This is a genomic window from Bradyrhizobium ingae (assembly GCF_055791185.1).
In genome coordinates, this window is record NZ_JBVUBB010000029.1 from 83,668 (window position 1) to 109,196 (window position 25,529).

The window sequence follows — 25,529 nt, forward strand, 5'->3', positions numbered from 1 at the left end:
GCTGCCTCGGTCTAGGAGCGAGCGTCGGCGCGAGCGCGTTAGGTCTCCCTGCGTCGAACCTGAATTGGCGTTCGCCTTCAAATCGTCCGTCGGCGCACCCAGCGTCTCTGACGAGAGTGACATCGGAAGACCGGCGCACCATATGGGCTTGTCCTGGGTTGTGGGTCCGCCACGTTTCATGCTCGAGGGGACCAGTGCTCAATGGTCCGGGGGCGCACCGGCGCCGTTGCGTGCCGCCGCGAGCGATCAGCGGTCCCGGCCTACAGCATGCGTTTGTGTTCGACCACAGACGTGCGGCTTGTTCCTATCACCACAGGCTTTGTCTGGCAGACAACATCGCGATCGAAAAACCGCCGGGATGCGCATCGCACCCGCTGGCCTAGATCCTGCACACCACACGCAGCGTGGAAGCGACGCCACGACGACGCTCGTTCGAGCTGCGTTGCAGATGGCGCGAGCGTCGTGTGTTTGAGAGGTGATATGGGATCTCGATTCCTTTTTTGGGTGCCGCAACAGTTGCACTCATGGAATGCGGTGTCGCTCATTCGGCGGATCTGGAGCCGACGATGAAAGTCCCGCCAGCACTGTGGAGCTGGACCGGAGGTTATATCGGCGTGCACGGCGGCGGTGGCTTGTCCTCCCGGCTCTATCGCGAGGTACGCGAGAAGCGCGGGCTCGCCTATTCGGCGTTTGGATCGCTGCTATGGATGGAGCATTCGGCCGTCTTCATCGGCAACACCGGCACGCGTGCCGAACGTGCCGGCGACACCATCGACGCGATCGAGAAGGAGGTGCGCCGCATCGCCGAGGAGGTACCGACGCAGAAGGAGCTAGACGAGGCGAAGTCCTATCTCAAGGGCATCGCAGATGCTGGCAGTCGACAGCTCCTCCAAGCTCGCCCAGGCGCTACTGCAATATCGGCAGGACAAGCTGCCGATCGACTATATCGAGAAGCGCAATGCCATCGTCGATGCCGTGACGCTGGACGGCGCCAGGCCGGCCGCAAAGCGGCCGTGGGACCGGGGCCTTCTGACTGTCGTCGTCGGCCGCGCCCCGCAGGCCGCGGCGCAGCCGGCCGCAGCGCCGGCGCCGAAGTCGAACTGAAGTGCCTTACGGCTAGTCGCGCTCCATCAATCGAACTCGCCACCTCCATGACTGTTCTCGAAGAGAAACAAGAGGGCCTCTCTCTTGGACGCTGTTTGATGCGCTGTGCTTCGCCCCTAACTTCTCCGAGGCGACGATGCGCGACCCGCTTGAATTCTATCTCACTGACGAGCGTACGGATTGAGAAATGAGCAAAGTGTGCGTATGCCCCGCCGCCTCCGACAATTGGCCATAGGGGCGGCCGTCGCCGCCCTGGCCTGCACCGGTCCGGCTTCGGGGGCTGACGCGCTGCGCTACCCCTTCGCGGCCGCCGCGCCGAGGATCGATCGGTATGGGTCGACCCAAGTGGAGGACCCTTACCGGTGGCTAGAGGACGACATTCGGACCGCGCCCCGAGTACGCAACTGGGTCGAGGCGGAGAACCGTCTGACGAGGAGATATCTGGCAAGAGTGCCTGAGCGTCGTGCGATCCACCGCAGGCTCGAAGCCCTCCTCAATATCGAGACGGTGAGCGCACCCATGCGTCGGGACAGGGGCAAATTCTTCTTCCGCCGGCGCCCCGGTGATCAACAGGCCGCGCTCTGGATCGTCCGGAGCAACCGTTCAAAGCCCGTGAAACTCATTGACCCGGCCTCGTGGAGCAAGGACGGGACTAGCGCACTCGCTGCCGTCGCCTATGAGCGGACTGGCCGGCTGGTAGCCTATGCGGTCCATGACGAAGGTTCCGACTGGCGCACTTGGCGCGTTATCGATACTGCGACCGGCAAGGTTTTCCCTGACGAGGTGCGCTGGAACAAGTTCGGCGCGGCTGCCTGGGACTACGCTGGTCAAGGGTTCTACTACACGCGCTTCCCGAAGCCGCCGAAGGATGAAGAATTCCGCGCCCCCAACGTCGGCGAGCAGCTTTATTACCACCGGCTCGGCGAGCCCCAGGCCAAAGATCGACTCGTGTATGAGAACAAGGCCAACCCGGACCACATGTTCATCGGATCGGTCTCTGCCGACGGTCGCTACCTCATCGTCAACTCAGGGTTCGAAGGTGGTGGGGCGACGCTACTCTTCGAAGACCTGACTCGGCCGAAGGACGGATTCAAACCGATCTTCATTGGGAAGCAGGACCAGCTCGCCAGTAATCGGTTCGTGGCTGTCCAGGGTGCGGTGTTCTACGTGTTGACCAACGAAGGCGCGCCCAACCGCCGTCTGGTCGCCTTCGACCTCGGCCGCCTGGGCGACCCGCCACGCATCATCATCCCGGAGACCACAGATCCCCTGCTCGCGGTCACTTGCGGCGGGGAGCGGTTCTTTGCGCACTACTTGCATCACGGGAAGTCGCGGGTTCGTGTCTTCCGTGAAGACGGGGCGCAGGACGGCGAGGTCAGCCTGCCTGGTCCCGGCCTAGCGCGCGGCTTCGCCGGGCTGGAGGACGCGTCTACAGTCTACTTCGAGTACACGAGCTTCGCGACGCCCTTCAGCGTCTATCGTTACGATATCGCGACTCGCAGGGTTGCGCCCGTACGGCGGCCACGAACTCCGGTCAATCCTGCCCACTACGTCGTGGAAGAGACTTTCTACACCACCCGGGATGGCAAGCGCGTCCCATTGTTCCTCGCCTACAGGAAGGGCGGCTTAGTGAAAGGCGCAACGCCGACGTTGCTCTATGGCTACGGCGGCTTCGGCCTGACCTTTCCGCCCGACTTCCGCCCCGAGCAAGTCGCCTGGATGGACATGGGGGGCCTTTTTGCCTTCCCCCAGTTGCCGGGGGACGGCACGTACGGGGAGGATTGGCACCGGGCAGGCATGTTGCAGAACAAGCCGGCTGTGTTCGACGCCTTCATCGATGCGGCCGAATACCTCGTGGGCGCTGGCTACACTAACCCTCGGAAACTGGCGGCGCTGGGTTACAGCAATGGGGGCTTGTTGATCGGCGCGACGATCACGAAACGTCCCGACCTCTTCGCTGTCGCCTTCCCGGCTGTGGCTGTCCTAGACCTATTGCGCTTTCCTCAATTCAACAACGGGCGGCTCTGGGCTCGGGAATACGGCGATCCGGAAGATTCCAAGATGTTCCCGATCCTGCGCAGCTATTCGCCCTACCATAACATCCAGCCAGGCCGCCGATACCCGGCCACACTGATCGGGACGGCAGAAACTGACGATCGCGTCGCGCCCATGCACAGCTTGAAGTTCGCCGCGCGCCTGCAAGCGTTGGCCGCCACCGATAAGCCGGTGTTGCTCGAGGTGCAGATGAAGGCCGGGCATGGGGCGGGGACGAGGCGATCCTCGGTCGCGAATGCGGCTGCGGATCGCCTCGCCTTTTCGCTCAAGAATCTCTACATGCGCCTGCCACCAGGCTTCGGTCGTCCTTAGTCTTACTGCGTGTGCGCCGGGAGGCCGGCAAGGAGTAGATGGTGAGAGTCCATTACAATGAAGGAGTAGTGTCCCACATCGGCCCCGAGCCGTGCGGCAGCGTCCGTGAGGGCGCTGGCGAAGCGTCGGCAGGGGAGCATGCAGGCCAGCCATTGAGCCGCGAAAGAAGATTGTTCCGGGAGCCGACGCTGTACTCGGAGCGGAAGGCGACGCGGACGGGTACGATAACGCGAGCACCTGGACGTTCCGGCGTGGTCGCAGACCCTGGCATGTATGGACGTTCCTTGCGCGGAAACCGGGAGATCTCGAGGCTGACCGGGGGACGGTTCGGCCGCCCCGGCCCGCACCGGGAGGCCGTGCTTCGACAGAGCCAGGATGGCTGCATTGGTCTCCTCGCGGCGCAAATAGCCCTCATACTGGAGGCACTCGGCGGCTGTGAGCAACTTGAGATCGATCGTGGTCGCACCGATGACGGTGCGTATCTGGCGCATCGATTTGCGGACGGCATCGAGGAAAGCCCGACTGGCGTTCTCCATTAGATGCCAACGATCTGCGACCTGAACAGCGTGCGGCAGGGCCTTTGCTGCCGCTTCGCCATATCCTCCACCACGGTCACGGGCGACGATCGCGATCGCGGGATGCGCGGCGAGCCAGGCTTGGGTGGTCGCGGGTTCCCGGTCCGGCAGCAGCGTGACGATCCGGCGCCTCTCCAGGTTGCAGATGATGCTGGCGTACGGTGATTGCGCCGCCAGGCCAATCGTCAATGCCGATGACCCTGAGCGGGTCAGCTGGGGGGCGGCTGCGGCGTCGCACTACGCGCAGGAGCGTGTCTTTGCTCACCGGCAGCATTAGCCGTTTTCCGAAGCCGGCTGCCGGTCGGCCACCCAGCCACAGACCGAGATGATGGACGATAGCGCCGTCCTTCGCGCCGACGGCGCCAGAACCTCCTCGGCGAAACGCTCAGTGAAGATTCGGCGCCCGCACAAGACTGCGTCGCAGCGGAAGCGGCGGGCGATCACCAAGAGCTCTACGGCCCGCCCTGCGAGCGGCAGATCGGTCACGCGTCGCCGATACCGGCTATGAACACGTCGAGAACTATACCGCACGATGGAGACAGACCAACGCTTCCGGACGCCCGGACCGCAATAACGCAATAACGGCCTTATCACCTTCGTAGTACGCACTCTCTACAACAAACCCACGCGGCACCAGACCGGAGCGGTGGGGTGCTTGCTGCATGGCGTTGATTCTCCTCCAACCAAAGCGCCAGACATCTCTCAAACTGCATCAAAAGTGAGTCAGAGCCAAATTTGAACGCCGATTGACAGTTGACCCCGTTGCGCCGCGCCACCTCGGAAATGCTCGTCTGCGGATCGGCGCTCTCGACCACGATCCGCGCCTTCTCCGCATCGCTCCAACTGCGCCGTCGCCTCTCCCCCGTGATCACTTCGATCCGCTGATACGAGTCGGCATCATGCCTGTCTTGATGTCTGTCTTGATGCATGGAATGAGTGTCCCTCGCGTTGTCTAATCCAAGCGCGAGTCTCGCTCATCCCGTCCCCCTGAACCAGGTGGAGTCGTCGTACCGCTATCCAATCAATCGCATCCCAAGCAGAAAATCAGGAGAATCGAGTGAAGAGAGCAATCTGCGCTGCTCTGCCCGCTGGACCTTCGCCGTGACAACCCGCCTCATCACCATCGCTACTACCATCACCGAGTGTTGCAGCGCGTTGAAGACCAGCCCTCGTTCTTCAAGCAAGGTTTCACCGCGTGCAGCGAGCCCGTCAAACGCGCTCGCACAAACATGTTTTGCCAGCCTTCCGCTTTCGGTCTTTCGCCGCCCCCAAGGAGGGGGCCTATCACTTTTGGCAGGAGACTGTGGGGACTCAGGTCAAATACCATAAAAATAAAGGGCAACACCGAAGGATAACAACACCGAAGGATAAGATGAAGAGATGTACCAAGTACCAGTTGATGAATTGCGCACGACGTCCAGTGCAGCTGTCGGAATAACCCTCAAGGAGGCCGCTTACATATTAGACCAAGCGCAACACCGTCCTTTATTACCTACGGAGCTTAGTGAGTTCATTGGTGCGATCAACACGCCCGATTTTGAGAAGATTAAGGCGGTGGTTCTTGACTGTTCTGCCAGTATCAGGACGCGGAAGTATGGTCGCTCTGTTACCACGCTGTCTCCCGTGGAGGTCACCAATCGATGTGCATCCAACTGCGATTTTTGCGGCTGGCGCGCCGACAATACGCAAATGGGCCGTCTAACTATTGATGAGGAAATCGTTGATATTCAAGCTCGATATTTGCTTGAGAAGGGCATAGAGGATATCGAACTAGTTGGTGGCGACGACATTCGATTTGTCCGTGATGCTCTTCCAGTTCTCCTGCGGAGGCTGAGATCGCTTGTCCCTCCAACTAGTGCTCGTCAGCTGTTGTTTTGCACAATGGCACTTACGGAAACGCAATATCAGACGCTGGCTGCCTGCGGCGCTGACGGAATGATAATGTGGCAAGAGACATACGATGAGGCTGTGTATAATCAACATATTTCGCGCGGGCCAAAAGCGTACGGAATCGACGATGATTTCCGTATTGTGAAGAATGGTAATGGTTTCTTATTCAGGCTGCAGAGTCAGGATCGAGCAGCCAGAGCTGGTCTAAATCTTTCAGTAGGAGCAATGCTCGGTCTAAATAAAGACGTTGCGTTTGACGTGTTGGCGACCGTGCACCACGCAAGGTATCTTTGCACGACGTATGCCCCCGTGAGGCCGTTGATTATCGGCATGCCCACTTGGAATAAAATAACAACGCCTGAGACAGATAATCGTCCCGAGCAACTCTTAGACATAGAGGAATGTTTCTCATTCTTCGCTGCACTTTATCTCCTGGCCTTATCGGATCTAAACGTCTGGGTATTCCCCACCTGTCGTGTTTCGATGGCGTCTCATATCGAGGCGGTAAAAGTCGCAGGCGCTTATACGTCCACAGAAGTAAGAACAGGGCCGGGAGGATATTTGGTTAACGCATTGCGGAACGTAGAGCCCAAAGTACGCGAAACTATAATCGACAATATGCACGGTGAATTCGGCAACGAAAAGATCAGTGCAAATGCTCTGGTGAAGCGCCTCGATAGTTTTGAGCAATTCCAACATTATTACTATCCTCACGAGGAGTTTACGCGTGCGCTAGCCGTTGCGGGGATCAGTCTCACAAGGCGTGATGGTGCGGTCGAGCTACCTGCTGTTTAATGGGTTGCGACCAACTGTGGAGCCTGAAGGGGGAGGTTCTCGGTCTGGCACGTGGCGTTGCCTCAACGTGGTCGGCGGGCTCCTGAGTTTTCTCCATCAATGGATCGTGGCGCAGCGTCTCATGGTCGTTGAGGTCCTCGTAGCCGAGAGCGATGGCGAATATCCGTTGCCCCACCAGCGTCGCCACCGAATGTTCGACGTGGGCCTGGGATCGCCGATCGACAAAGCATGATGTTGCGCAGCATGCGGATCTCGGCGGCCAGTAAAAAGGCAGCTCCAACATAAAGTGGACTGGAGCATGCGAAACTTCTCTTCGCTGGATTCCACTCAATGGGCTGTTCGCAACATTGGCGTTAGCCGCGGCGAATCACCATGCTGTATCTCACCAATGACCTTGAAGCCGTGGCGCTGGTAAAAGGGAATGTTTTCCGGATTTGAGCTTTCGAGATAGGCGGCAGTGCCCTCCGAATCACATCGCCTGAGAGCGTGTTTCATCAGCGATGTGCCAAGCCCCTGTCCGACCCAGTTCGGATCGGTAGCAATGAGAGGCAGATACCAATGTGGCTCGGGTGGATGATGTTCGGTCATTCCAAGCCGAAGCTGTGCCATATCTTCGCTGATCTCCGGACGTAGGGAGTGAGCCATAATTGCGTCGAGTGCCACCTCATTTTGCTGTACGCCGGGCGGCAGCCAGAGCGCCGCGGCGTGCCCCCCTCCCGTCACGTATGCCGTGCCATGTTCGAATGCTCGTCCGCCGCAGGCCTCAACGAACTGAGGCATGCTCGTAAGATATTGGTCTGGAGCAGGCCAGCTCCATCGAGCCAACGGGTCTGCGGCAAAGCCGAGCACCAGTGTCCAGACGGTGGTCGCCTGCATTTTTGCGTGCGCAGATTTGATGTCCGTCTCCGCTGTCATGATGTCTGTTCCAAGTCTCAATCTGGGCGTCAGAGTTGCGAAGCTAGAACGGACGACGAGTCCCTTTGAACGTGCGCAGAAGAGCGCACCAATGGAGGTTTCGTCGACTGCATCTAGCTTCCGTTTCAAGCTCTTCTTTTTTCTCAGACGGTCGCGTTAACGATCCTTGGGGACCAAGCTCGTCAGCGGGTTAACCTTCTGCATCTTCTTGGCGAGCTTAGGTGCTTCCTGGGTCTAGGAGCGTCATCACACCCTTCCTAAAGCAGGCTGGCTTGTCCGCGTCGAGCGTCGGCAGCCTGCAACCGCCGCTCGTAGCGAGCGACACAGGAACTTTTTCTAGTTTGCGATGAGAGGAAATCGCGGGTCTACGCCCGGTAGGACAGCTGCGCCTGAATCGTGTTCCCGATATTGTCGCCGGGCAGTTAGCAAGCCTCGCACGTTGAGGCCGTAGGTCGGCAATGGCCTGATGTGATAACATCTGGACTCCAGTGAGCTGTTCTAGATGGGGTCTCTCGTTCAAAACGCGTGCCAACTGCGGGCCTCGGTGAGGCTATCCTTTGAATGTTCGAGCACAGACATTTTCGGCATAAGTGGCGCTTGATCAAGAATTAGCTATCCTGATCCTTATCGGCGTCGTGCTGGCCATGGCGGAGCCTCCAGGGGCGGCATAAGAGCTATCGCCGAAAGTTGGTGACGGTGGAAATGGGAAAGCGGCACATCATGGGGGTGCTTGACGCCTCCAACTTCTCCACCGAAGGAGCGATATGCCGTGTCCAAAGATAACATCATCCAGCTGGTTCAGCCAGGAAACGTCGACGACCAGCTCACCGAAATCTTGCGCAAGGGGGCGCGTGCCCTGTTGGCACAGGCGGTCGAGGCCGGGGTGGCAGACTTTCTCGGCAAGCATGCCGATTTCAAGACTGAGGACGGCCACCGGCGCGTCGTCCGCCACGGTCCCGCGGTAAGCAATGCGGCGACCAAGGCGATCCGAGAGGAAATCCGCAATTGGCAACTTCGTTGTCGTGTTGACAGGTGGATATGACCCACCCGGTCCAAGAACGGCATTAGCCAGCGTCCGAGCTCGTCTTCCCATTCCGCCATGGTCAGCCCTGGCATCCACGCCCACAATACCCTGAGTGCCGATAATACAGATGTTCAGGTCTTCTACCCCTTTCACCCGCTTCATGGTGTTACCCTGCGGATTCTTCGCAGACCAAAGCGAGGAGATGGGGCGGTCTGTGTCATGGATCCAGCCGTGAGGCGACTGAAGATTCCCATCTGGATGCTGTTGCCGGAGTGTGCCGAGATCACGATCTCGCAACGACCTTGCCTCAGTAAGCAAGCCCTCCTATCTCTCGCTTCATTGATCGCCGCACAACTCGACTCACCCTGTCCACGATAACCTTCGGCGACCGCGCGTTAGCGGAAGCGAGGGAGGTCGTCGTGGTGCAACTTCAACTTTTGGATTTGATGATCAGGGAATGCGGCGCCGTGCCCATGGACGCAGCGACACGCGCCGATCTGATCGATCTCATAGCCCGCGTTATAGCAGCGGTGTTTCACGAGGAGAGGAGAAGGGGAAATGACAGAGCTCTTGCACAATACCAAAATCAAACCGGAGCATCTGGCTCGCAAGGCGATCGTCTACCTTCGGCAATCCAGCGAAAAGCAAGTGCGACAGAATAAGGAAAGTCAGCTCCTCCAGTATGCGATGGCTGAACGGGTGCGTGCGCTGGGCTGGCAGGAGGTCGAGATCATCAATAATGACCTGGGATCGAGCGCGGGCCTTGCCGCCGCCCAGCGGGAAGGCTTTGAGCGCGTCCTCAGCTCGGTAGCACTGGGAGAGGTCGGAATCGTCGGCAGCCGAGAGGTATCACGGCTATCCCGAACGGACAAAGATTGGTGTCGGCTGTTGGAGGTATGCCAGATCTTTGGAACGCTCATCGCTGACGAGCAACAGGTCTACGATCTGAATAATCTCGACGATCAGTTGGTGTTGGGTATCAAAGGGACACTCAGCGTCGTCGAGCTCAAGGTTATACGCCAACGAATGCTGGCAGGGCAGGAGGCCAAAGCGCGCCGCGGCGAACTGTTCAAGAGGCTTCCGGTTGGTTATGCTCGCGACCCGGTGGGTAAGATCATGTTTCATCCCGATCGACGGGTTTGCGAAGCGATACAGCTCGTGTTCGCCAAGTTTCGAGAACTGTGGAGCGTGCGTCAGACATTCCAATGGTTCCGTGATCACGACCTGGAGCTACCGGTCAATCCCATACAGGGAACGCGGCTGATCTGGAAGATTCCTTCGCAGAGCCTAATCCGCGACATTTTACGCAATCCCTTCTACGCCGGTGCCTATGTTTGGGGACGGCGTCCAGTAACGACCTTGCTGGTAGGAGGCCGGCTCGAGAAACGTCAGAGCGCGATGCGCCCCGCCGAAGAGTGCCGCGTCTTCATCCGCGATCATCACGTAGGTTATATTGACTGGGCAACCTACGAAGAGAATCAGCGAATGATACGGCGCAATTCGGTAAATTGGGAGGGAGACGAATCGATGGCGGCGATTCGCGCTGGCCAGGGTCTTCTGGTCGGGCTCCTGCGCTGCGGACATTGTGGACGCAAGCTGCATGTACGGTATTGGGGCGGCCGCGGCACCCATGCGCGCTACCTTTGCAAGGGCGACTACGATGATGGCGGGCGGTATTGCATCGGCTTCGGCGGCAGCTCGGTAGACCGGTGCGTAGGACAAGAACTATTAAAGGCGATCGCGCCATTGGGGCTGGAAGCCAGTCTGCGAGCTCTCGAAGAACTGAGTGCCGGGGGCACCGCTCAACGTGCCGCCCTGTCCCGCAAGCTCGAGCAACTGGAGTATGAGGCGAGGAAGGCCTTCGAACAGTACGGCACGGTAGATGCCCGGAATCGACTTGCAGCCAGCGAGTTGGAACGGCGGTGGAACGGAAAGCTGGAAGAGATCGAGGCAGTCAAGCAGCGGCTTTCCAGTCTCGAAGCCGAGCGCTACTCCTTATCGCCTGAAGAGGAAATCAGAATACGTTCGATGGGCGATCACTTTGCTGGAGTCTGGCAGAGCAACCACTGTCGCCCGACACTTAAGAAGATGATCTTCCGCACCGCCATCGAAGAGATCATTGTGTGCACTGACCAGGATAAAAAACACCTTGAGTTGGTGATTCACTGGAAGGGAGGTGCGCATACGCAACTCGCGATGGAACGACCACGTTCCGCCACGGAAACGGCCACGCCCATGGAGGCGCTGGAGATCATTCGTCGCATGGCTGTTCGATACGGCGACGACCAGATTGCCTCTGTGTTGAACCGACGCGGCTATTCCACCGGCAAAGGGAAGCGGTGGAATCAGACCTGTGTAGCGACAGCCCGGCGTAACCATTCGATTGCCGGTCAAAAACGAGCTCTGCACGATCCGGAGAGAGTGAGTTTGAGCGAAGCTGCGCGAATATGCGGCGTCAGTCACCACACCATCCAAAGGCTGGCTGAAGCCGGCCTGTTGAAGCGCGAACAAATAACTCCTCGTGCGCCTTGGGAAGTCAGTCGCCGTGATTTGGATGCCGAACCCATTCGCAGCGTTATTGAGCGCCTCCACCGCACCGGCAAGCTAGTTCTGCAGGAGGGTTGCGCGGAAGACCAGCTTGCGTTGTTCACTTGAAAATCAAGGAGATGATAATGCCCGGTATCTTGAGTGAGGGTTCTGTTGCAGGGTCTGGCCCCATATGTGGAACGGCCCGCGTGGCAAGAGCTTTTTCAGTCGATTTCACACATTGGGAACGGTGCGGTCATATGTCCGGCCTTTGCGCGCGGCGCATGGCCGCTGGCCTCGATGAGATCCGCGGAACGAAGAGCTAATCAGCTATGCGCGCTTGAGCGCATTGGGGCCAGCAATTTCACTCGTCTCGGGATTTCGTCCGGCCAGGACATCCCCGTCGCCACCAGATGAACCTGGAAGGCACGGATATCCTCCAGGTCAAGGCGATCGGGAGAGCGACCGAAATACCGGCTCAACTTCGCTACGGCGTTGAGGTAGGATTGCTGCGTCGCCGGTGACAGATTGCGGACCGTCATGTCCTCGATCATGCGGCGGCGAAGTGGGCTGATCTCAGCCATCGGAAAACCTTCTGTCTGAAGGGTTGGGCTTCGAAAACCCGCAATCCTCTCAGACAGGAGGCAATCCTTGCTAGGAGTTCTGGGATTAGCATCAGCACAAGATGTTCGATCCGCGGTGATCGCTGCCCGCAAGGCATTCCCAGCTTGGGCGAATACACCTCCTCTGCGACGCGCTCGTATCCTCAACCGCTTCCTTCGAATTCTCGAGGACCGCATCGACGAGCTCGCGCAGATCATTACCGCGGAGCACGGCAAAGTCCTTTCAGACGCCAAGGGCGAGATCCAGCGCGGCATGGAGGTGGTGGAGTTCGCAACCGGTGCACCGCAGCTTCTCAAGGGCGAGGTTACAGAGAACGTCGGAACGCGCGTTGACAGCCACTCGCTCCGTCAGCCGCTCGGTGTGGTCGCCGGGATCACGCCGTTCAATTTCCCGGTCATGGTTCCGATGTGGATGGTCCCGGTCGCCCTCGCCTGCGGCAATACCTTCATCCTCAAGCCCTCCGAGCGCGATCCTTCTGCCTCCCTGGTTCTTGCGCAGTGGCTAAAGGAAGCTGGACTTCCCGACGGCGTCTTCAACGTCGTCCAAGGTGACAAGGAAGCCGTGGACGCCATCTTGTCTGATCCCGGTATCGTTGCCGTCAGCTTCGTCGGCTCGACCCCGATCGCCCGCTACATCTACGAGACGGCGACCCAGCACGGAAAGCGCTGCCAGGCGCTTGGCGGCGCTAAGAACCACATGATCGTCATGCCAGATGCCGACATGGATCAGGCTGTCGACGCGCTGATGGGGGCGGCCTATGGCTCCGCCGGCGAGCGCTGCATGGCGATCTCGGTGGCGGTACCCATCGGCGACACCACCGCCGACAGATTGATTGAAAAGCTGGCGCCCAAGGTCCGTGCCCTCAATATTGGCCCAGGAACAGATCCCGACGCCGAGATGGGACCTCTGGTGACTAAGCAGCACCTCGACAAGGTCGGCGGATACATTGATGCAGGCGTTGGCGAAGGTGCAAAGCTTGTCATCGACGGTCGGGATTTCCGGCGTCAGGGATATGAAAAGGGATACTTCATCGGCGGGTCACTCTTCGACAACGTTACAACCGATATGAAGATCTACAAGGAAGAGATCTTTGGACCTGTGCTTGCCGTCGCGCGCGCCAAATCATATGACGAAGCAGCCGAGATGATCAACGAGCACGAGTTCGGAAACGGCACCGCCATCTTCACGCGAGACGGCGATGCCGCCCGTGAATTCGCGCATCAGATTCAGGTGGGCATGGTCGGCATTAACGTGCCGATCCCTGTGCCAATGGCATTTCACTCCTTCGGTGGCTGGAAGGCATCTCTCTTCGGCGATCATCACATGCATGGCCCCGAGGGGGTACGGTTCTATACCAAACTCAAGACCATCACCACGCGGTGGCCCACCGGCATCAGATCAGGTGCCGAGTTCGTTATGCCAACGATGAGTTGATCTCACGGCGGGCGAAGATCGCATCGGTCTTCGCCTAGCCTTTCGGCCGAGCAGTGAGATCCTCTCTACACGAATATCAGGGGAGTTCAGCGCGCATCTTCGCAGCGAAGTCGCCATACGTCTCGGCAAGCTCATCGAGCACTTTACCGCGGAGCAGGCCTAAATTTGATGCGTCGGGCGATGCCGTTCGACCTGGTCGGTCCGCATGCTGGAATTTGAAGCCGGTTGAAGCTTTGATTTTATCGAGATCGTATCCGGAGTGAATGCTGTCGAGAATGAACCCTGGATGCGACTTGTCGAAGCGGAAGAGGCCCTTGCCCGTTAACAGTGCGATCGGCCCCCCACTTCTAAAGACCTCCCTTTCGCTCACGCCTGGTGCGCTCACAAAATCAACTTTGTCGACGAGAACGCGTGGCGAATGCTCCTCACGGAAGAGTATGACCCGAGGGACGACAAAATACAGATATGCCGACCCAAAAGATCCGGGCCAGCGCACGTCCGATTGCGGATAGCCACCCGCGCCGACGAGATTGACGTTGCCGACCCCATCGATTTGGCCGCCGCCAAGGAAAAATGCGTCAATACGTCCCTGAGCTGCGCAATCGAACAGCTCCGCCGAGCCATTGGTGAAGAAGTTGTGTTCAACGGAGCCGAGTATCGAAATGCGGGGGCCAGGCTCTCCCTTGGCAGCCTTCATTGCGCGCAGGAGCATGGCCCCCGCGGCAGGGATCGGCGACGAGGCGCCTACAGCTACATGTTTGACGCCGTCCAATAGCTGCGCAATGGCGTAGATCAGTATCTCGCGGGGATGGATGGCGGTCACGATACTGTCTCCGACCTGACGTCAGCCATGTATCTGGAGAATCCCTCGGCCGTTCGTGCCGCCTGCGCATAGCGATTGAGTTCTGTCACGTCCGGGGGATATTCGCCCCACAAGCCATATGGCCATGCACCTCGCGAGGCTTGTCCGACAGCCCCAATGTAGAGGGCTGGCAACACACCTGCGGCCGTCAGTTCATCCGCAAGTAGATTTTCCTCCACGATGCGCTCGACTGTGACCAACGTGATAGTTGACGCATAGGCCATGGCGGCGAGCTCGCGACGACGACCGATCCAGACGTTCCCGAAGCGGTCGGCCATCGGGGCGTGGAAGATAGCTACGTCCGGCTTGATGGCTGGGATCAGGACGATCGGATCGGCGGCATCAGCAAGCGGATTGTCGAGGACGCGCCAGCCTTCCCGGTGCCGAAGCAGGTCTGTGCCGATCAGCCCCCGCATCGGCAAAAATGGAATGCCTTTCTGTGCAGCCATCAAGCCGGCATGAATCGCCGGACACGTCGCGTCCTTCAAGCGAATCGAGCCGTCCTTCACGGCGGCATTGAATCGAGGCGCGCCGCCTGCCTCCCCCAATGAGACAGCGCTCGTCTCGACCGTTCCGACTAGGCCGGCTCCGATGAGTTGATCAACCTGCAGGCCTCCAGTCGGCACACAGACAAGATGAAGGTCGTTCGCTCCACGCCGGATCATTTCGCGCGTCATGGCCATCGATACGCCGGCGTAGTCTACCGGTAGCGCGACGGTCATCCCGCGCTCGATGAGCTTCGCCATTGCACCAAGAGAGCTCGCCAAAGATGCCTCCGCTTGCTTCACAGTAAGGAACGTTCGCACGGGACGTTGTCGGCGAGCGACCGATCGTCGGCCGGGGTCACCCAAGGTCCACCCCAATGCAGCGCACAGATTGCAATCAGCGCCGAGCGACCCGGCGCTGATCACTGCGTTAAGCGGCGAGTAGCCGCAATGATGCGCGCAGACTTTCGAAATAGCTCGAACTTCTACGCGCGCGACGCCATCGACCCTTGCAGCCTGGCCAGCTTGTATTCGCTCTCGTGGCTGCCTGGCTTCAAAAGGCTGCGCTCTTGAAGTAGGCTCTGGGCGAGTGGAAGCTTGTTCGCGCGAAGAGCCGCCTCAAGAAGATATTGATCGAAGATGTCGCGCTGAGCGTGACTCGCACCGATCGGGCCGGTGACGTGACGCAGCGGCAGAATTCCGTCCACGACATCGTCATATCGACCTTGCTCGAATGCAATGATGCTCTCGCAGAGCGGAACGCCGAGCTTACGGATAACGCCGCTTGCGTAGCGAGCCTCGTCGCCGGCATAGTTCTTCATCGACTCGATTACCTTGTGAGCGACCTCGAAGCGACGCTCATGCGCCAAAGACATCACACAATGAACATCGGTAAAGATCAGCGCGTGATCATCGACGTGCGTCTCGGCGTGATCGGCGAGAGCCCCCCAGCGACTTCCGACATCGACACCACAGAATTCGAGCCGAGCTAGAAGAGACGCGGCGTTCTGAATATCGAGATAGAAGTCGGATTTGTCGCCTTTGATAGCCTCATCATAGAGCTGCAGCGCGCCATCGAGGCGTCCCGCGTCGATGTTGAACAACGCCTTGTGCCACCACAGGTGACGCCGAAACGGATTTCTATCGTTCCACTGGTCGAGAGGATGATTGAGCCATTTCAGCCCCTCGCCGTGACGACTTTGCATCTCCAGCACGTGCGCGACGGCATGCAATGCCCATAAGTCGTCTGGGCAGATCTCGACGGCCTCGCGTCCACAACGTTCGGCGTTCGCGTATTCACCGTTCTCCTCAAAGCCAAACGCAAGCATGCCCAGAACGTTACCGTAGCCGGGCATGTCTTTGCTCCAACTCGCCAGCACGGATGCAGGAACCGCGCGCAGAGCGCGGGTTTGTCCCATCCAGAAGCAGTTGAAGTGATGAAGCCGCAAGGCGAGAAGGTCGTGGGGGTGCTCGAAAAGAATCTGCTCCCAGCGGGTGTTTGCGGCCATAAGGTCGCCAGCAATCCAGAGGCCCAATGCTTGGACATGGCGTCGTTCGCGGCTGTTTGCATTGCCTAGGGTCGATTGAGCATCCTTGAAAGCAGCGCGCGCCTTGTCCATGACCAAGAACGTGCCGAAGACCATGAAGAAATAGCCACGCAAGCAATGCGCCAGGCAGAACTGCGGATCGGCATCCAACGCTTCCTTTGTCAGGGGCATTGCTGTTGTCCGGTACTCGAGAAAGCTCTTGACCGCCCGATTGTAGGAAGTCACGGCGGCCTCGTTCTGGCTGCTAAGTTCCAAACCTCGATCGTCGAACATAGGACCTCTAACTCAGTCGTTTCTGTTGAAGATAGTCGCGGCCAACGTTCGAGGCCCTTCCCGTCTCGGGCGCAACGGGCGCAACGAGGAAGGGATTCTCGAACAATCAAGCGGTAGCGCGCCTCCGAAATTAGCCCGGAGACAGCCCTACGAAGTTATTGCTTGTGTGCACGATCGCCCGCACGTAGCGCGCAAGTCTGCACTTCGCTGCCGGTTCCTGGGATTGCATTTGCGACGCCCACTCGTTTGCGCTTGGAGCGCCCCTATTTCGCGCCATTCGTCAACTTAAGCAAACGAGATAAATTCACACGACAGTTCAAAAATAATGAAGTCAAGATCGCGGCCGGCCACCGTGCAGCGGTAAGGTCGCTCGGCGGCATCGCTGCTCTCTCTCGTCCAACAGCATTCGCCATTGAAACGAGCAGCCTGAGAGCTCATTCGGCGTACTCCAACTGGAGCCTACACGGAGGCAGCGTGGCCATGGCTTATCATTTGTGCGATCGTCTCGCTCGAATATCCAAGAACCTCAGACAAGACTTGGCGAGTGTGTTCACCCAGCGCCGGAGCGGGAGACTGCTTCCCAGCGTTCAGATTGATTGGAAGGGTTTGTGGCATTCTTACTGAGCCCAAGATCGGGTCGTCGACGGCGTTCAAATCTCTGGCGCTCAGATGTTCGTTGCTGGCCATATCCTCAATAGATTGGATCGGCCCGACGCCAAGCGACTTCAATTCGAAAGCTGCGATAACGGTCGTCCGATCTCTTTCCCCTATCCAGGTCGCGACCCATGCCTCAATCTCGTCGCGATGAGCGGTGCGCTGCGAAAGGGTAGCGAATCTAGCGTCGGAAGCCCAGTCAGGACGGCCGACCAATGCCGCGCAGCGCGCGAATTGTTCGTCATTCTGAACGGAAAGACATATCCATTTGTCGTCCGCCGTCTTGAAATGCCCCGTTGGTGCCCCTCCAAGACTGTGATTGCCGTCTCGCTGCCAAGCCTCTCCAGTAGCTTCATAGTAGGAAATGAGTGGCGCAATCATTCGGAACGCCACGTCATACAGCGCGACATCGACCGGCGACATCGGCTTCATTCCGCCCTTTCGTTGATAGAGCGCCAATACCGCGCCGAACGCGCCAAGTACTCCCGTCATGAAGTCGCAGACTGGTACGGCACCACCTGCCCTCATGGGCGGTCCATCGCGCTCACCTGTCAGGTTGCTTAGCCCGCAAAACCCCTGCGCGACCGGATCGTACCCGCCCCGCTTCGAACTTGGCCCAACTCGGCCGAACGCGGAGACATGCACGACGATCAATCTCGGATTCAACGACTGGAGTGCTTCGTCGTTGAGACCAATTTTATCTAGTACGCCTGGCCGCAGGCTATCGATGAGCACGTCGCCGGCCTTCAAGAGATCCCGCAAGATAGCAAGGCCACCACCGCGGGTGATGTCCAGTACGACGGACTTCTTGTTCCGGCTGTTGACCTGCCAAAATGCACTGGTTCCGTTGACCATGGGGCCAAACTGCCGAAGTACGTCGCCTCGTCCTGGCCGCTCGATCTTGATGACTTCTGCTCCGTTGTCAGCAAGCAACGTACCCACGAAAGGACCAGCTATGAGCTCTCCTAGCTCAATCACACGCGTCCCGGCGAGCGGCTTTGCGAAGGAAGTCATGATGGAAGTGCCCCACTTATGATGCGTCGATTACGCGACGCTTTCGAAAAAGAGCCCGGCATGTACATTTGCACACGCCGGGCTCGAGTAGCGGGGCCTGCGAGCGCCTGATCCGACCGGGAGGACGGCCGAAAAACGTATCTCCGCTTCGAACGAGCGGCACACACATTCATGAGCCCTCTTCCGAGGCGGACGAGGCTCGTAAGCCTCATCCGGCGAGATGGTCGATCGGACCGCACGCAGCCCTCAGACGGGCATCCTATTCAGCAGCATTGCGGCCTTGGCTTCGCTCGACGTGAGCATAACCGTCACGTGTCTGCGGCATCTTCATGCCAAGCACGCGCGAGGCCACCAAGGTTCTGAGCACTTGAGCGGTTCCGCCCGCAATAGTGAACATGCGAGCATCTCTCACCGCGCGCTCCATGGGATAGTTGCGCGAGTATCCCCGAGCGCCAAAGAGCTGCAATGCCTGGTTGGTGACGTTGTTGGCGGTCTCGGAAGCGATGATCTTCGCTTGGGCGGCCAAGAGCGGGTCCGGAAACGGATTCGCGCTCAAAGCCGCTTGATGTAACGACAGGCGCGCCGCATTTACGGCAACTGCCATGTCGGCCACCATCCATTGCAATCCCTGGAATTCCGCTATGGGACGACCGAACTGCTCACGCTCCTTCACGAAAGCAAGAGACTTTTCGAATGCGCCTTGCGCGATGCCTAGCGCCACGGTGCCCGCGCCAACGCGCTGGCTGTTGTAGGCGTCAATGAGATCAGCGAAGCCACGACGAAGTCCGCGTGGCGGCAGGACGAGCATATCGTCCTTGACCTCTAGGTCTTCGAAAATGATCTCTGTTTCCGGAATTCCGCGAAGTCCCATCGCCGGCTCGCGCTTGCCGACCTTCAACCCCGGGGTCCCAGCGACGGCCAAGAACCCTCCGATCCCCTGCTCTGCTCCCCGCTCATCGAAGATGCGGGCAAAGATCAAATGCAGCTTGGACACGCCCCCGCCAGTGATCCAATGCTTCTTGCCGTTGATGACATAGGTGCCGCCACGCTTGTCTGCGCGCGTTGTCATCTCCGTAGCGGCCGAACCGGCATTCGGTTCGGTAATGCAGATCGCAGGCTTGTCGCCGGCGAGCACCAATTCCGCCGCCATCCGCTTCTGCTTTTCGGTGCCGTATTGCATGACGGCTGAGATCGCGCCCATGTTGGCTTCGACCGTAATACGTCCGGTAGCACCGCAGACGCGAGCCATTTCCTCGATGATAAGCGTGGCCTCAAAGAAGCTTCCGCCGCGACCGCCATATTCCTTAGGCACCGTGTACCCCATGAAACCAGCTTCGGTCAGCGCCTTCACGTTGTCGTAGGGATAGGCCTCCGTTCGGTCGACCTCTGCAGCCTTTTCGGCGAATTTGGACTCTGCAAGCTCGCGCGCAGCGGCTTTCAGCTTCTGTTGCTCAGGCGAGAGCTTCATATCCATAGGGGTGAATCCTCTTCGGGCACGGGACGGTCAGCCGTTTTCACTCCGCGAACTATCGAAAGGCAAACGAATATTTTGCGAGCCCGACTTCAAAATATGTTAAGTTGGCTGTCATGAGCATCAGACAGCTTCGCACACTCGTGGCCATTGCAGACGGCGGCAGCTTTAACGCGGCAGCCCAGCGGCTCTATATGACCCAGTCGGCCGTCAGCATGCAGATGAAGGCCTTGGAAGTCGACATGAGAGCCAAGCTATTCGACCGGACCATCAGACCACCGGTTCTCAATAGCAACGGATGGCGCCTTGTCGACGAAGCTAGACAGATTATCGAACGCTACGATGCCCTTCGGCTACTTGCATCAACTCCTTCGACGGGCCTTACGGGTTCGTTGCGGCTTGGCGTTATTCCCTCCGTTGCGACGCACCTTCTTCCTCAAACGCTATCAAAATTGCGGAACGAGCACGCGAGCTTGAGAATTCAAGTTCAAAGCGGCCTGTCTCCCGAACTTGCCTTTAAGGTTGAGGAGAAGCGTTTGGATGTTGCGATCGTTACGGAGCTGGAACGCTTGGATCCATCAATCGCCTTTGAGCAAATATCGGAAGAAGAGCTTAAGGTTGTCATTCACAAGGATCTGGCCCGCGGTTCGATTGGGGAACTGCTGCGAACATATCCATTCGTTCGCTTCAATCCTGCGATGGGAGTTGGACGGGTTATCGATTCGACGTTGCGTGCGCGTCGAATTCTGGTGAACGACTTCATGGAGTTCGACTCCATCGAGACAATGATAGCCATTGTGAGGCTCAAACTCGGAGTTACCATTGTTCCAGTCGGCTTGTTTTCTCCGGACCTCGACTCCCTAAAGTCGATTTCGTTCGATCCACCGGTTCACAGACGAATCGGGATTCTGGCTCGTCGTGGGACGATTGATGCTCCTACCGTTCGCGCAGTCGCTGACGCATTCAAGTCATTCATAACGGCGCCCCGCTCCACGCCCCGCAAACGTAAGCGATAGCCAGAGCGGCGTAGTGGCTATTCGACTTGAACACCCGCTCCCTTGATGATGGGAGTCCAACGGTCAATCTCCCGCCTGACCAGGTCTCTGAAGGCTGCTGGTCCCCTATCGTTTGGAGCGGGAGCGTCGGCACAGAGGTCAGCAAGTCGTTGCTGCGTCATCGGATCATCCAACGTTTTCGCCAGGGCTTCGTCTCCGCGCTACTTGGGAGGGATGCACCCACTTGGCGTGCTTCCGAACCGCTCGCGATAGCGGGTCGAAAAATGCGCCTGATTGCTGAAGCCACACATGAAGGCGACCTGACCGATATTGACCCGGCCGACGCCATCCCGGTTGCCAACCACCAGCAGCCGGTGCGCCTCAAGTAGCCGCATTTCCATGAGCTCCCGCCGGAATGTCGTATCATTGAGTTGGAATATCTTCTGCAGGTATCGCAGCGAGATCTTGTGAGTCTTGGCCACCAGTTCGGCTGACAGATCCGGATCGTGAATATGGCGCTTCATGAAGCCGCGAATGCGATCGAAAAGCACGCTCGCCAGTGGTTGCCGAACTAGGTCGAGATTGCCGCGCTCATCGCCCAATTCGAGCATAAGGCAGATCATTTCGATGACCGCATCCTGCAGCCGAACCGTATCCTCGCAGTTCTGAACCTTTAGGAGCTGAAATCCGAGCTGGCTGACGATTGGGACCAGATGCGGATTGGCGATGTTTAGACGCGCGCAACGCGCATCGATATTCTTGACGCGATCTTTCAAGGCATCGCGTTGAATCTTGACAGTGATGTTCTCGGACCCGTCGGGAACGTCGATAACGTAGTCGTCGGCCGAGTTGACCAGAAATACGTCGCCGGGTCCGACAAGGCCAGTCCGGCCCCGCTGTTCGAATTGCATCTGCTGGCGAACCGGAAACAGAAATGCGAAATCCTCGGACCGGTCGATCTTGGCGGCCTGCTTGCGCCGGATCACCCGCTGCGCATCGGCACGAAAGTTCGAAATCCCCAGCGATTCAAACTGCCAATTGACCAGACTGCCGTTCAACGGCGCGTCGCTGGAACGTTTGATGTCGAGCCGAAAGTAGACCTCGGCCATCGCCTGCCGCCACGACTCCAAGGTCTTTGGAGCAGGCAAACCGGCTGTCGAGAACGTTTGGATTTGCCCCATCTAGACCACCCTGAGTTTCCTTAGGACCGTCCACCTCTGGTCAGCTTAGCGAAGGCACGAAATATGCCAAGGGGCCACGAAATGCTGCATCGCAACGAGGTCGAACTGACCCGCAACCAATAAGAAAGTGCGCATTGGGAAACACAACTGTGCGTCCCCGAAAAAGACAGCGCGGTCAGACCGTCTCTAGTCTTCCGATCCAGCGAACATGCACAGCGGCATGTTGCACTGGACCTCGCCGACAGGAGACTTTCGATGAGTATCGACCTGACACGCAGAAGGGTACTTCAGGCAATTCCGAGCGGCGTTGCGGCTTCCGTCATTGCTGCTCCCTACGTCTCAACGCCGACCAAGGCGGCAACGTCCGATCCGATCCTGCTCGGCGTTCCGACCGCGCAGACGGCAAAGGCCGGAGTCGCCGATCACCTCGACTATCTCAACGGTACCAAGCTCGCGCTCGAGGAAATCAACGCTGCGGGCGGCGTGCACGGACGCAAGATCGAGGCGGTGGTGGTCGACATCGATCCACTGTCGCCGGAAAGCGGGCAGGTCGCGATCAACCGGCTGATCGATGCCAAGGTACACGCCATATCGTGTGCGTTCACGCTCACTGCCGTGCCCGCCATGGAAGCTTCGGCCGCCTACAAGGCGCCTATTCTGTGGGGCACGACGCAGCGCAACCTGACGGAGCTTGTGGCGAAGAACCCGGAAAAATACAGCCACGTGTTTCAGTCGGATCCGTCTGAAGCGCACTATGGCTGGACGTTCCCGATCTTCCTGAAGGCGATGAAGGATTCAGGCGGCTGGAAACCACTAAATAACGGCGTCCACATTGTGCAGGAGCAGATCGCATACAACCAGACGATCTCGAAGTGCCTGCAGGAGGCGTTGCCGAAGAGCGAATTCAAGCTCGCGGGCATCACCAACATTCAGTATCCGGTGCAGGATTGGGGACCGGTCATCGAAGAGATCAAGAGGATCGGTGCCGGTGCCGTGATGATCGATCACTGGGTCGCCGTCGAGTACGCGGCATTCGTCAAACAATTCCAAGCCAATCCCCTCAAAGGTGCGCTGGTGTACCTTCAGTACGGTCCCTCGCAGCCGGAATTCCTCGAGCTTGGCGGACCTGCATGCGAAGGTTTCGTCTGGAGTACGGTGCAAGGCGTCTATGCCGACAAGCAAGGAATGGAGTTCCGCAACAAGTACAAGAAGAAGTTTCCAGGCATCATGGGCGTAGCCTACACCGGCATCAGCTACGACAGCACCTACTATTTTAAGCTTGCTTGGGAAGCCGTCGGCGATCCGAACAAATTCAAGGAGGTGGCCGACTGGATCCGCACCCATCCTTATCGCGGCGTGTGTGGCATGATGAACATGAACAACCCGTTCCAGGAATGCTCTCACTTCCCGGACGATGGTCATCCGGTTACCGCAACCAAGCTGGAGGACGGCATAGCGCAGCTCTACTTTCAGGTGCAGGACCAGGAGCACAAGATCATCTACCCGAACGAGCTTGCTGAATCGAAACTGCGCCCCGCGCCCTGGTGGTGAGGACTGCGATGCTGCAGGAGCCTGACGATGCTCTCTTTGCCTGCCGCGACATCGACCTCGACCTGGGGGGCAGACAGATCTTGCTGGGCATCTCGCTATCGGTTCAGCGAGGCGAGGTGCTCGGGATCATAGGGCCGAACGGCGCCGGCAAGACCAGTCTGTTCGAGGTGCTGTCCGGCCGCCTGGCGCCCAAGTCGGGTCAGGTTTTCTTCAACGGCAAGGACATCACGAAACTTGCGTTACATCAGCGGGCGCGGCTCGGCATCGGTCGAAGCTATCAGACACCAGTTGTCCCCGAAGCGCTGACGGTCGCGCAGGTATTCAAAGCGGCACGGCAAGCCTATCACCCCTTCCTCGTGCCGGATCAGGCCGAATGGGGCGCCAATCTGGCGGAATTTCACGTGGCGGGCTCCATGATTGCCGAGCAGCTCGACACGCTGGATCGTCGAAAGCTGCTGTTGTCCTGTCTCTTGATGAGGCGTCCCAAACTGTTGCTGATGGACGAGCCGGCGGCCGGCCTGATCAATTCCGAAATCGACGAACTGGATGACATTTTGCGGGTCCTTGCCAAGGAGCTGAACATCGCGATCCTGATTGTCGAACATCGAATAGAGCTGCTTGAAACGATCGCCGACCGCGTCATCGTGATGGATGCGGGCGAGATCGTCTCGCAGGGAACACTGACCGATGTTCTTGCCGACCCCAAGGTGCGCGCGGCGTATTTCGAGCGCAGCACCGAGGAGATCGACGGATGAACAAGCCGGAGCAGATTGTGCCGCGGCGAATAGTCCTCGACGTTAATGGTCTGTCGGCGGGCTGGGGCCCGGTGCGCGTCATTCACGATCTCGACCTGAAGGTTTCCTCCGGCGAGCGCGTCGGTATCGTCGGCCTGAACGGACACGGCAAGTCGACGCTTTTTCAAGCCATCGCCGGGCTGACCGGCTGGCAGCGTGGATCGATCCTCCTTGAAGGACATCAAGTGGGCCGCACACGCAGCCAGGGTGCGGGCCGCTATACCCACCTTGTGGTCAGGCGTGGCCTCGCGCTGATTCCGCAGGGCGACGAGATCTTCCATGGCCTCACGGTTGAGGAACATCTGGACAGTGGCGCATTTACGCGCCGCGCGTGGTCGGAACGCTCCGAGCGGAAAAAGAAAGTGCTCGGGATATTTCAGCCCCTCCTGAAACTCATGAAGACGCCGGTCGGACGGTTGTCGGGCGGCGAACGGCGGATGGTTGCGATCGGACGCGGGCTGATGGCAGACGCAAGCCTGTTCCTCGTCGACGAGCCGTCGCTGGGTCTTGCTCCCAAGATCGGCAAGGCTGTGATCGAAGCGCTGATGGCGGTCGAGCTCGGCGATTCGGCGATGGTGATAGCCGAACAAAACGTTGGCCTGCTGGAAGGAAGGGTCGATCGCATGATCGGCATGCATGCCGGCAAATTGAAGGGCGAAGCTTCCGTCCTGTTACCGCACGCCTAGGACAATCGCGATGGATTTCGGTCTCGTCATAACAAACGCAATCACGCTGGCCTGCATCTACGGCACGCTTGCAATCGGGCTTTCCATCACCTGGTCAAGCCTTGGACTTGTCAACATGGCTTATGGCTTCGTCTTTGCGCTTTCGGGCTACGGCGCATGGCTTGCCAGCCTTTACATTTCGTCGTCAGCGCCGGTGATCTTTGCGGCCGGCATCTTGACCGGTGCGTTGGGTGGCATCGTCGTTTGCTTCTGCGCCTTTATCCCAATCCACGACAAGCCGAATTTTCCCATTCGCGGCCTGACCGCCGCGCTGGCGATCAGTCTCGCCGGCAACGAGCTGTTGATGTGGATCTTCGGTCCTCGCGCGAAATCGCTGCCGCAGCTGTTCGGCTTCTGGAAAGTCAACTTATTCGGCGTGATCGTCACCTCCGACAAGGCTGGCACTGTCGTCTCGGCACTGCTTCTCATGACGCTGGTTTTGCTGTGGATGCGCTCCAGCCGTCGGGGGCTGGAGATCCGCGCCATGATGATGAACCCGCACGCGGCATCCATCGTCGGTATCGGCGTTCGCAGCACCAGCCTCTATGTGATGATCATGACCGGCGGACTCGCCGGGCTGGCCGCGGTGCTCCTCGCATCTGTGGACGCCCCCGTAAGTGCAAGTAGAATCTTTCGTGAGGCGCTGCGCGTAGTCGGGTGCTGACATCTGTCCGGCCTCTGATGCGACCGGTCATGTGTCGCGGGCCCGTATGGGAGTTCGCG

The 25,529-nt window shown here is 58.8% G+C and carries 16 protein-coding genes and 6 pseudogenes; 11 read left to right on the top strand and 11 right to left on the bottom strand.

Features of this window, described 5'->3' with window-relative positions; genetic code table 11:
- Positions 1-620 precede the first annotated feature (620 nt).
- Both ACV1FX_RS30840 and ACV1FX_RS30845 read left to right on the top strand, forming a co-directional pair.
- Positions 621-1,104 (top strand): annotated as a pseudogene (locus tag ACV1FX_RS30840) (M16 family metallopeptidase); the annotation flags it as partial.
- Between the two features lie 204 nt (positions 1,105-1,308).
- Positions 1,309-3,471 (top strand): prolyl oligopeptidase family serine peptidase, encoded by a 2,163-nt coding sequence (locus tag ACV1FX_RS30845; RefSeq protein ID WP_473121314.1) that lies wholly within the window; start codon positions 1,309-1,311, stop codon positions 3,469-3,471.
- A 341-nt stretch (positions 3,472-3,812) separates the two neighbouring features.
- On the opposite strand, the pseudogene ACV1FX_RS30850 reads toward ACV1FX_RS30845, so the two are convergent.
- Positions 3,813-4,710: pseudogene (locus ACV1FX_RS30850) on the bottom strand (ISL3 family transposase); the annotation flags it as partial.
- Complete coding sequence (locus tag ACV1FX_RS30855; RefSeq protein WP_473121315.1) at positions 4,637-4,975, bottom strand: transposase; 339 nt, start codon at positions 4,973-4,975, stop codon at positions 4,637-4,639. The pseudogene ACV1FX_RS30850 and the gene ACV1FX_RS30855, both read right to left, overlap by 74 nt.
- A 451-nt stretch (positions 4,976-5,426) precedes the next feature.
- On the opposite strand from ACV1FX_RS30855, the gene ACV1FX_RS30860 reads away from it, so the two are divergent.
- Positions 5,427-6,731, top strand: a complete 1,305-nt coding sequence (locus ACV1FX_RS30860) for a hypothetical protein (protein WP_473121316.1) — start codon at positions 5,427-5,429, stop codon at positions 6,729-6,731.
- On the opposite strand, the pseudogene ACV1FX_RS30865 reads toward ACV1FX_RS30860, so the two are convergent.
- Positions 6,691-6,963 (bottom strand): annotated as a pseudogene (locus ACV1FX_RS30865) (transposase); the annotation flags it as partial. The gene ACV1FX_RS30860 and the pseudogene ACV1FX_RS30865 overlap by 41 nt on opposite strands.
- A 95-nt stretch (positions 6,964-7,058) precedes the next feature.
- Positions 7,059-7,646 (bottom strand): GNAT family N-acetyltransferase, encoded by a 588-nt coding sequence (locus ACV1FX_RS30870; protein ID WP_473121317.1) that lies wholly within the window; start codon positions 7,644-7,646, stop codon positions 7,059-7,061.
- A gap of 769 nt (positions 7,647-8,415) precedes the next feature.
- Here ACV1FX_RS30870 and ACV1FX_RS30875 point away from each other — a divergent pair.
- Positions 8,416-8,601, top strand: a pseudogene (locus ACV1FX_RS30875) (IS256 family transposase); the annotation flags it as partial.
- A gap of 627 nt (positions 8,602-9,228) precedes the next feature.
- Positions 9,229-11,325 carry a recombinase family protein gene (locus tag ACV1FX_RS30880; RefSeq protein WP_473121318.1) on the top strand — a complete coding sequence of 699 codons (2,097 nt, stop codon included), beginning with the start codon at positions 9,229-9,231 and terminating at the stop codon, positions 11,323-11,325.
- A gap of 257 nt (positions 11,326-11,582) precedes the next feature.
- Here the strand turns inward: ACV1FX_RS30880 and ACV1FX_RS30885 are convergent.
- Positions 11,583-11,780 (bottom strand): annotated as a pseudogene (locus ACV1FX_RS30885) (phage integrase N-terminal SAM-like domain-containing protein); the annotation flags it as partial.
- 73 nt (positions 11,781-11,853) lie between these two features.
- Between ACV1FX_RS30885 and ACV1FX_RS30890 the strand changes: the two are divergent.
- Positions 11,854-13,254 (top strand): annotated as a pseudogene (locus tag ACV1FX_RS30890) (CoA-acylating methylmalonate-semialdehyde dehydrogenase); the annotation flags it as partial.
- 76 nt (positions 13,255-13,330) lie between these two features.
- Here the strand turns inward: ACV1FX_RS30890 and ACV1FX_RS30895 are convergent.
- The 5 genes from ACV1FX_RS30895 to acdA form a co-directional block, all read right to left on the bottom strand.
- The gene (locus ACV1FX_RS30895; protein ID WP_473121319.1) at positions 13,331-14,077 is read right to left on the bottom strand and encodes a CoA-transferase; all 747 of its coding nucleotides are present in this window, start codon (positions 14,075-14,077) and stop codon (positions 13,331-13,333) included.
- Positions 14,074-14,862: a CoA transferase subunit A gene (locus tag ACV1FX_RS30900; RefSeq protein WP_473121320.1), complete on the bottom strand. Its 789-nt coding sequence runs from the start codon at positions 14,860-14,862 to the stop codon at positions 14,074-14,076. Before ACV1FX_RS30900 ends, ACV1FX_RS30895 begins: the two co-directional genes overlap by 4 nt.
- A 224-nt stretch (positions 14,863-15,086) precedes the next feature.
- Positions 15,087-16,421, bottom strand: coding sequence for a tetratricopeptide repeat protein (locus tag ACV1FX_RS30905; protein WP_473121321.1), 1,335 nt, complete (start codon positions 16,419-16,421; stop codon positions 15,087-15,089).
- Positions 16,422-16,880: 459 nt separating this feature from the next.
- Complete coding sequence (locus tag ACV1FX_RS30910; protein WP_473121322.1) at positions 16,881-18,089, bottom strand: CaiB/BaiF CoA transferase family protein; 1,209 nt, start codon at positions 18,087-18,089, stop codon at positions 16,881-16,883.
- Positions 18,090-18,348: 259 nt separating this feature from the next.
- Entirely contained in the window at positions 18,349-19,563 is a 1,215-nt protein-coding gene (gene acdA, locus ACV1FX_RS30915; protein WP_473121323.1) for a 3-sulfinopropanoyl-CoA desulfinase, read from the bottom strand.
- A 113-nt stretch (positions 19,564-19,676) separates the two neighbouring features.
- On the opposite strand from acdA, the gene ACV1FX_RS30920 reads away from it, so the two are divergent.
- Positions 19,677-20,576 (top strand): LysR family transcriptional regulator, encoded by a 900-nt coding sequence (locus ACV1FX_RS30920; RefSeq protein ID WP_473121324.1) that lies wholly within the window; start codon positions 19,677-19,679, stop codon positions 20,574-20,576.
- 200 nt (positions 20,577-20,776) lie between these two features.
- Here the strand turns inward: ACV1FX_RS30920 and ACV1FX_RS30925 are convergent, their stop codons facing one another.
- On the bottom strand, positions 20,777-21,664 hold the full coding sequence (locus ACV1FX_RS30925; RefSeq protein ID WP_473121325.1) for an AraC family transcriptional regulator: 888 nt from the start codon (positions 21,662-21,664) through the stop codon (positions 20,777-20,779).
- 327 nt (positions 21,665-21,991) lie between these two features.
- Between ACV1FX_RS30925 and ACV1FX_RS30930 the strand changes: the two genes are divergently transcribed.
- From ACV1FX_RS30930 to ACV1FX_RS30945, 4 genes are read left to right on the top strand one after another with little or no spacing between them, the layout of a single operon-like run.
- A complete protein-coding gene (locus ACV1FX_RS30930) occupies positions 21,992-23,287 on the top strand; it encodes an ABC transporter substrate-binding protein (RefSeq protein WP_473121326.1) in 1,296 nt (431 codons plus the stop codon).
- Positions 23,288-23,295: 8 nt separating this feature from the next.
- On the top strand, positions 23,296-24,042 hold the full coding sequence (locus ACV1FX_RS30935; RefSeq protein WP_473121327.1) for an ABC transporter ATP-binding protein: 747 nt from the start codon (positions 23,296-23,298) through the stop codon (positions 24,040-24,042).
- Complete coding sequence (locus ACV1FX_RS30940; protein WP_473121328.1) at positions 24,039-24,767, top strand: ABC transporter ATP-binding protein; 729 nt, start codon at positions 24,039-24,041, stop codon at positions 24,765-24,767. Before ACV1FX_RS30935 ends, ACV1FX_RS30940 begins: the two co-directional genes overlap by 4 nt.
- Before the next feature lie 10 nt (positions 24,768-24,777).
- Positions 24,778-25,470: an ABC transporter permease subunit gene (locus tag ACV1FX_RS30945; protein WP_473121329.1), complete on the top strand. Its 693-nt coding sequence runs from the start codon at positions 24,778-24,780 to the stop codon at positions 25,468-25,470.
- The last annotated feature ends 59 nt before the right edge of the window (positions 25,471-25,529 follow it).

Bases quoted from the DNA above. Each gene is read 5' to 3' on its own strand.
- ACV1FX_RS30845 (WP_473121314.1), top strand. From the start codon at position 1,309: ATGCCCCGCCGCCTCCGACAATTGGCCATAGGGGCGGCCGTCGCCGCC.
- ACV1FX_RS30855 (WP_473121315.1), bottom strand. From the start codon at position 4,975: ATGCATCAAGACAGACATCAAGACAGGCATGATGCCGACTCGTATCAG.
- ACV1FX_RS30860 (WP_473121316.1), top strand. From the start codon at position 5,427: ATGTACCAAGTACCAGTTGATGAATTGCGCACGACGTCCAGTGCAGCT.
- ACV1FX_RS30870 (WP_473121317.1), bottom strand. From the start codon at position 7,646: ATGACAGCGGAGACGGACATCAAATCTGCGCACGCAAAAATGCAGGCG.
- ACV1FX_RS30880 (WP_473121318.1), top strand. From the start codon at position 9,229: ATGACAGAGCTCTTGCACAATACCAAAATCAAACCGGAGCATCTGGCT.
- ACV1FX_RS30900 (WP_473121320.1), bottom strand. From the start codon at position 14,862: ATGGCGAAGCTCATCGAGCGCGGGATGACCGTCGCGCTACCGGTAGAC.
- ACV1FX_RS30905 (WP_473121321.1), bottom strand. From the start codon at position 16,421: ATGTTCGACGATCGAGGTTTGGAACTTAGCAGCCAGAACGAGGCCGCC.
- ACV1FX_RS30910 (WP_473121322.1), bottom strand. From the start codon at position 18,089: ATGACTTCCTTCGCAAAGCCGCTCGCCGGGACGCGTGTGATTGAGCTA.
- acdA (WP_473121323.1), bottom strand. From the start codon at position 19,563: ATGGATATGAAGCTCTCGCCTGAGCAACAGAAGCTGAAAGCCGCTGCG.
- ACV1FX_RS30920 (WP_473121324.1), top strand. From the start codon at position 19,677: ATGAGCATCAGACAGCTTCGCACACTCGTGGCCATTGCAGACGGCGGC.
- ACV1FX_RS30925 (WP_473121325.1), bottom strand. From the start codon at position 21,664: ATGGCCGAGGTCTACTTTCGGCTCGACATCAAACGTTCCAGCGACGCG.
- ACV1FX_RS30930 (WP_473121326.1), top strand. From the start codon at position 21,992: ATGAGTATCGACCTGACACGCAGAAGGGTACTTCAGGCAATTCCGAGC.
- ACV1FX_RS30935 (WP_473121327.1), top strand. From the start codon at position 23,296: ATGCTGCAGGAGCCTGACGATGCTCTCTTTGCCTGCCGCGACATCGAC.
- ACV1FX_RS30940 (WP_473121328.1), top strand. From the start codon at position 24,039: ATGAACAAGCCGGAGCAGATTGTGCCGCGGCGAATAGTCCTCGACGTT.
- ACV1FX_RS30945 (WP_473121329.1), top strand. From the start codon at position 24,778: ATGGATTTCGGTCTCGTCATAACAAACGCAATCACGCTGGCCTGCATC.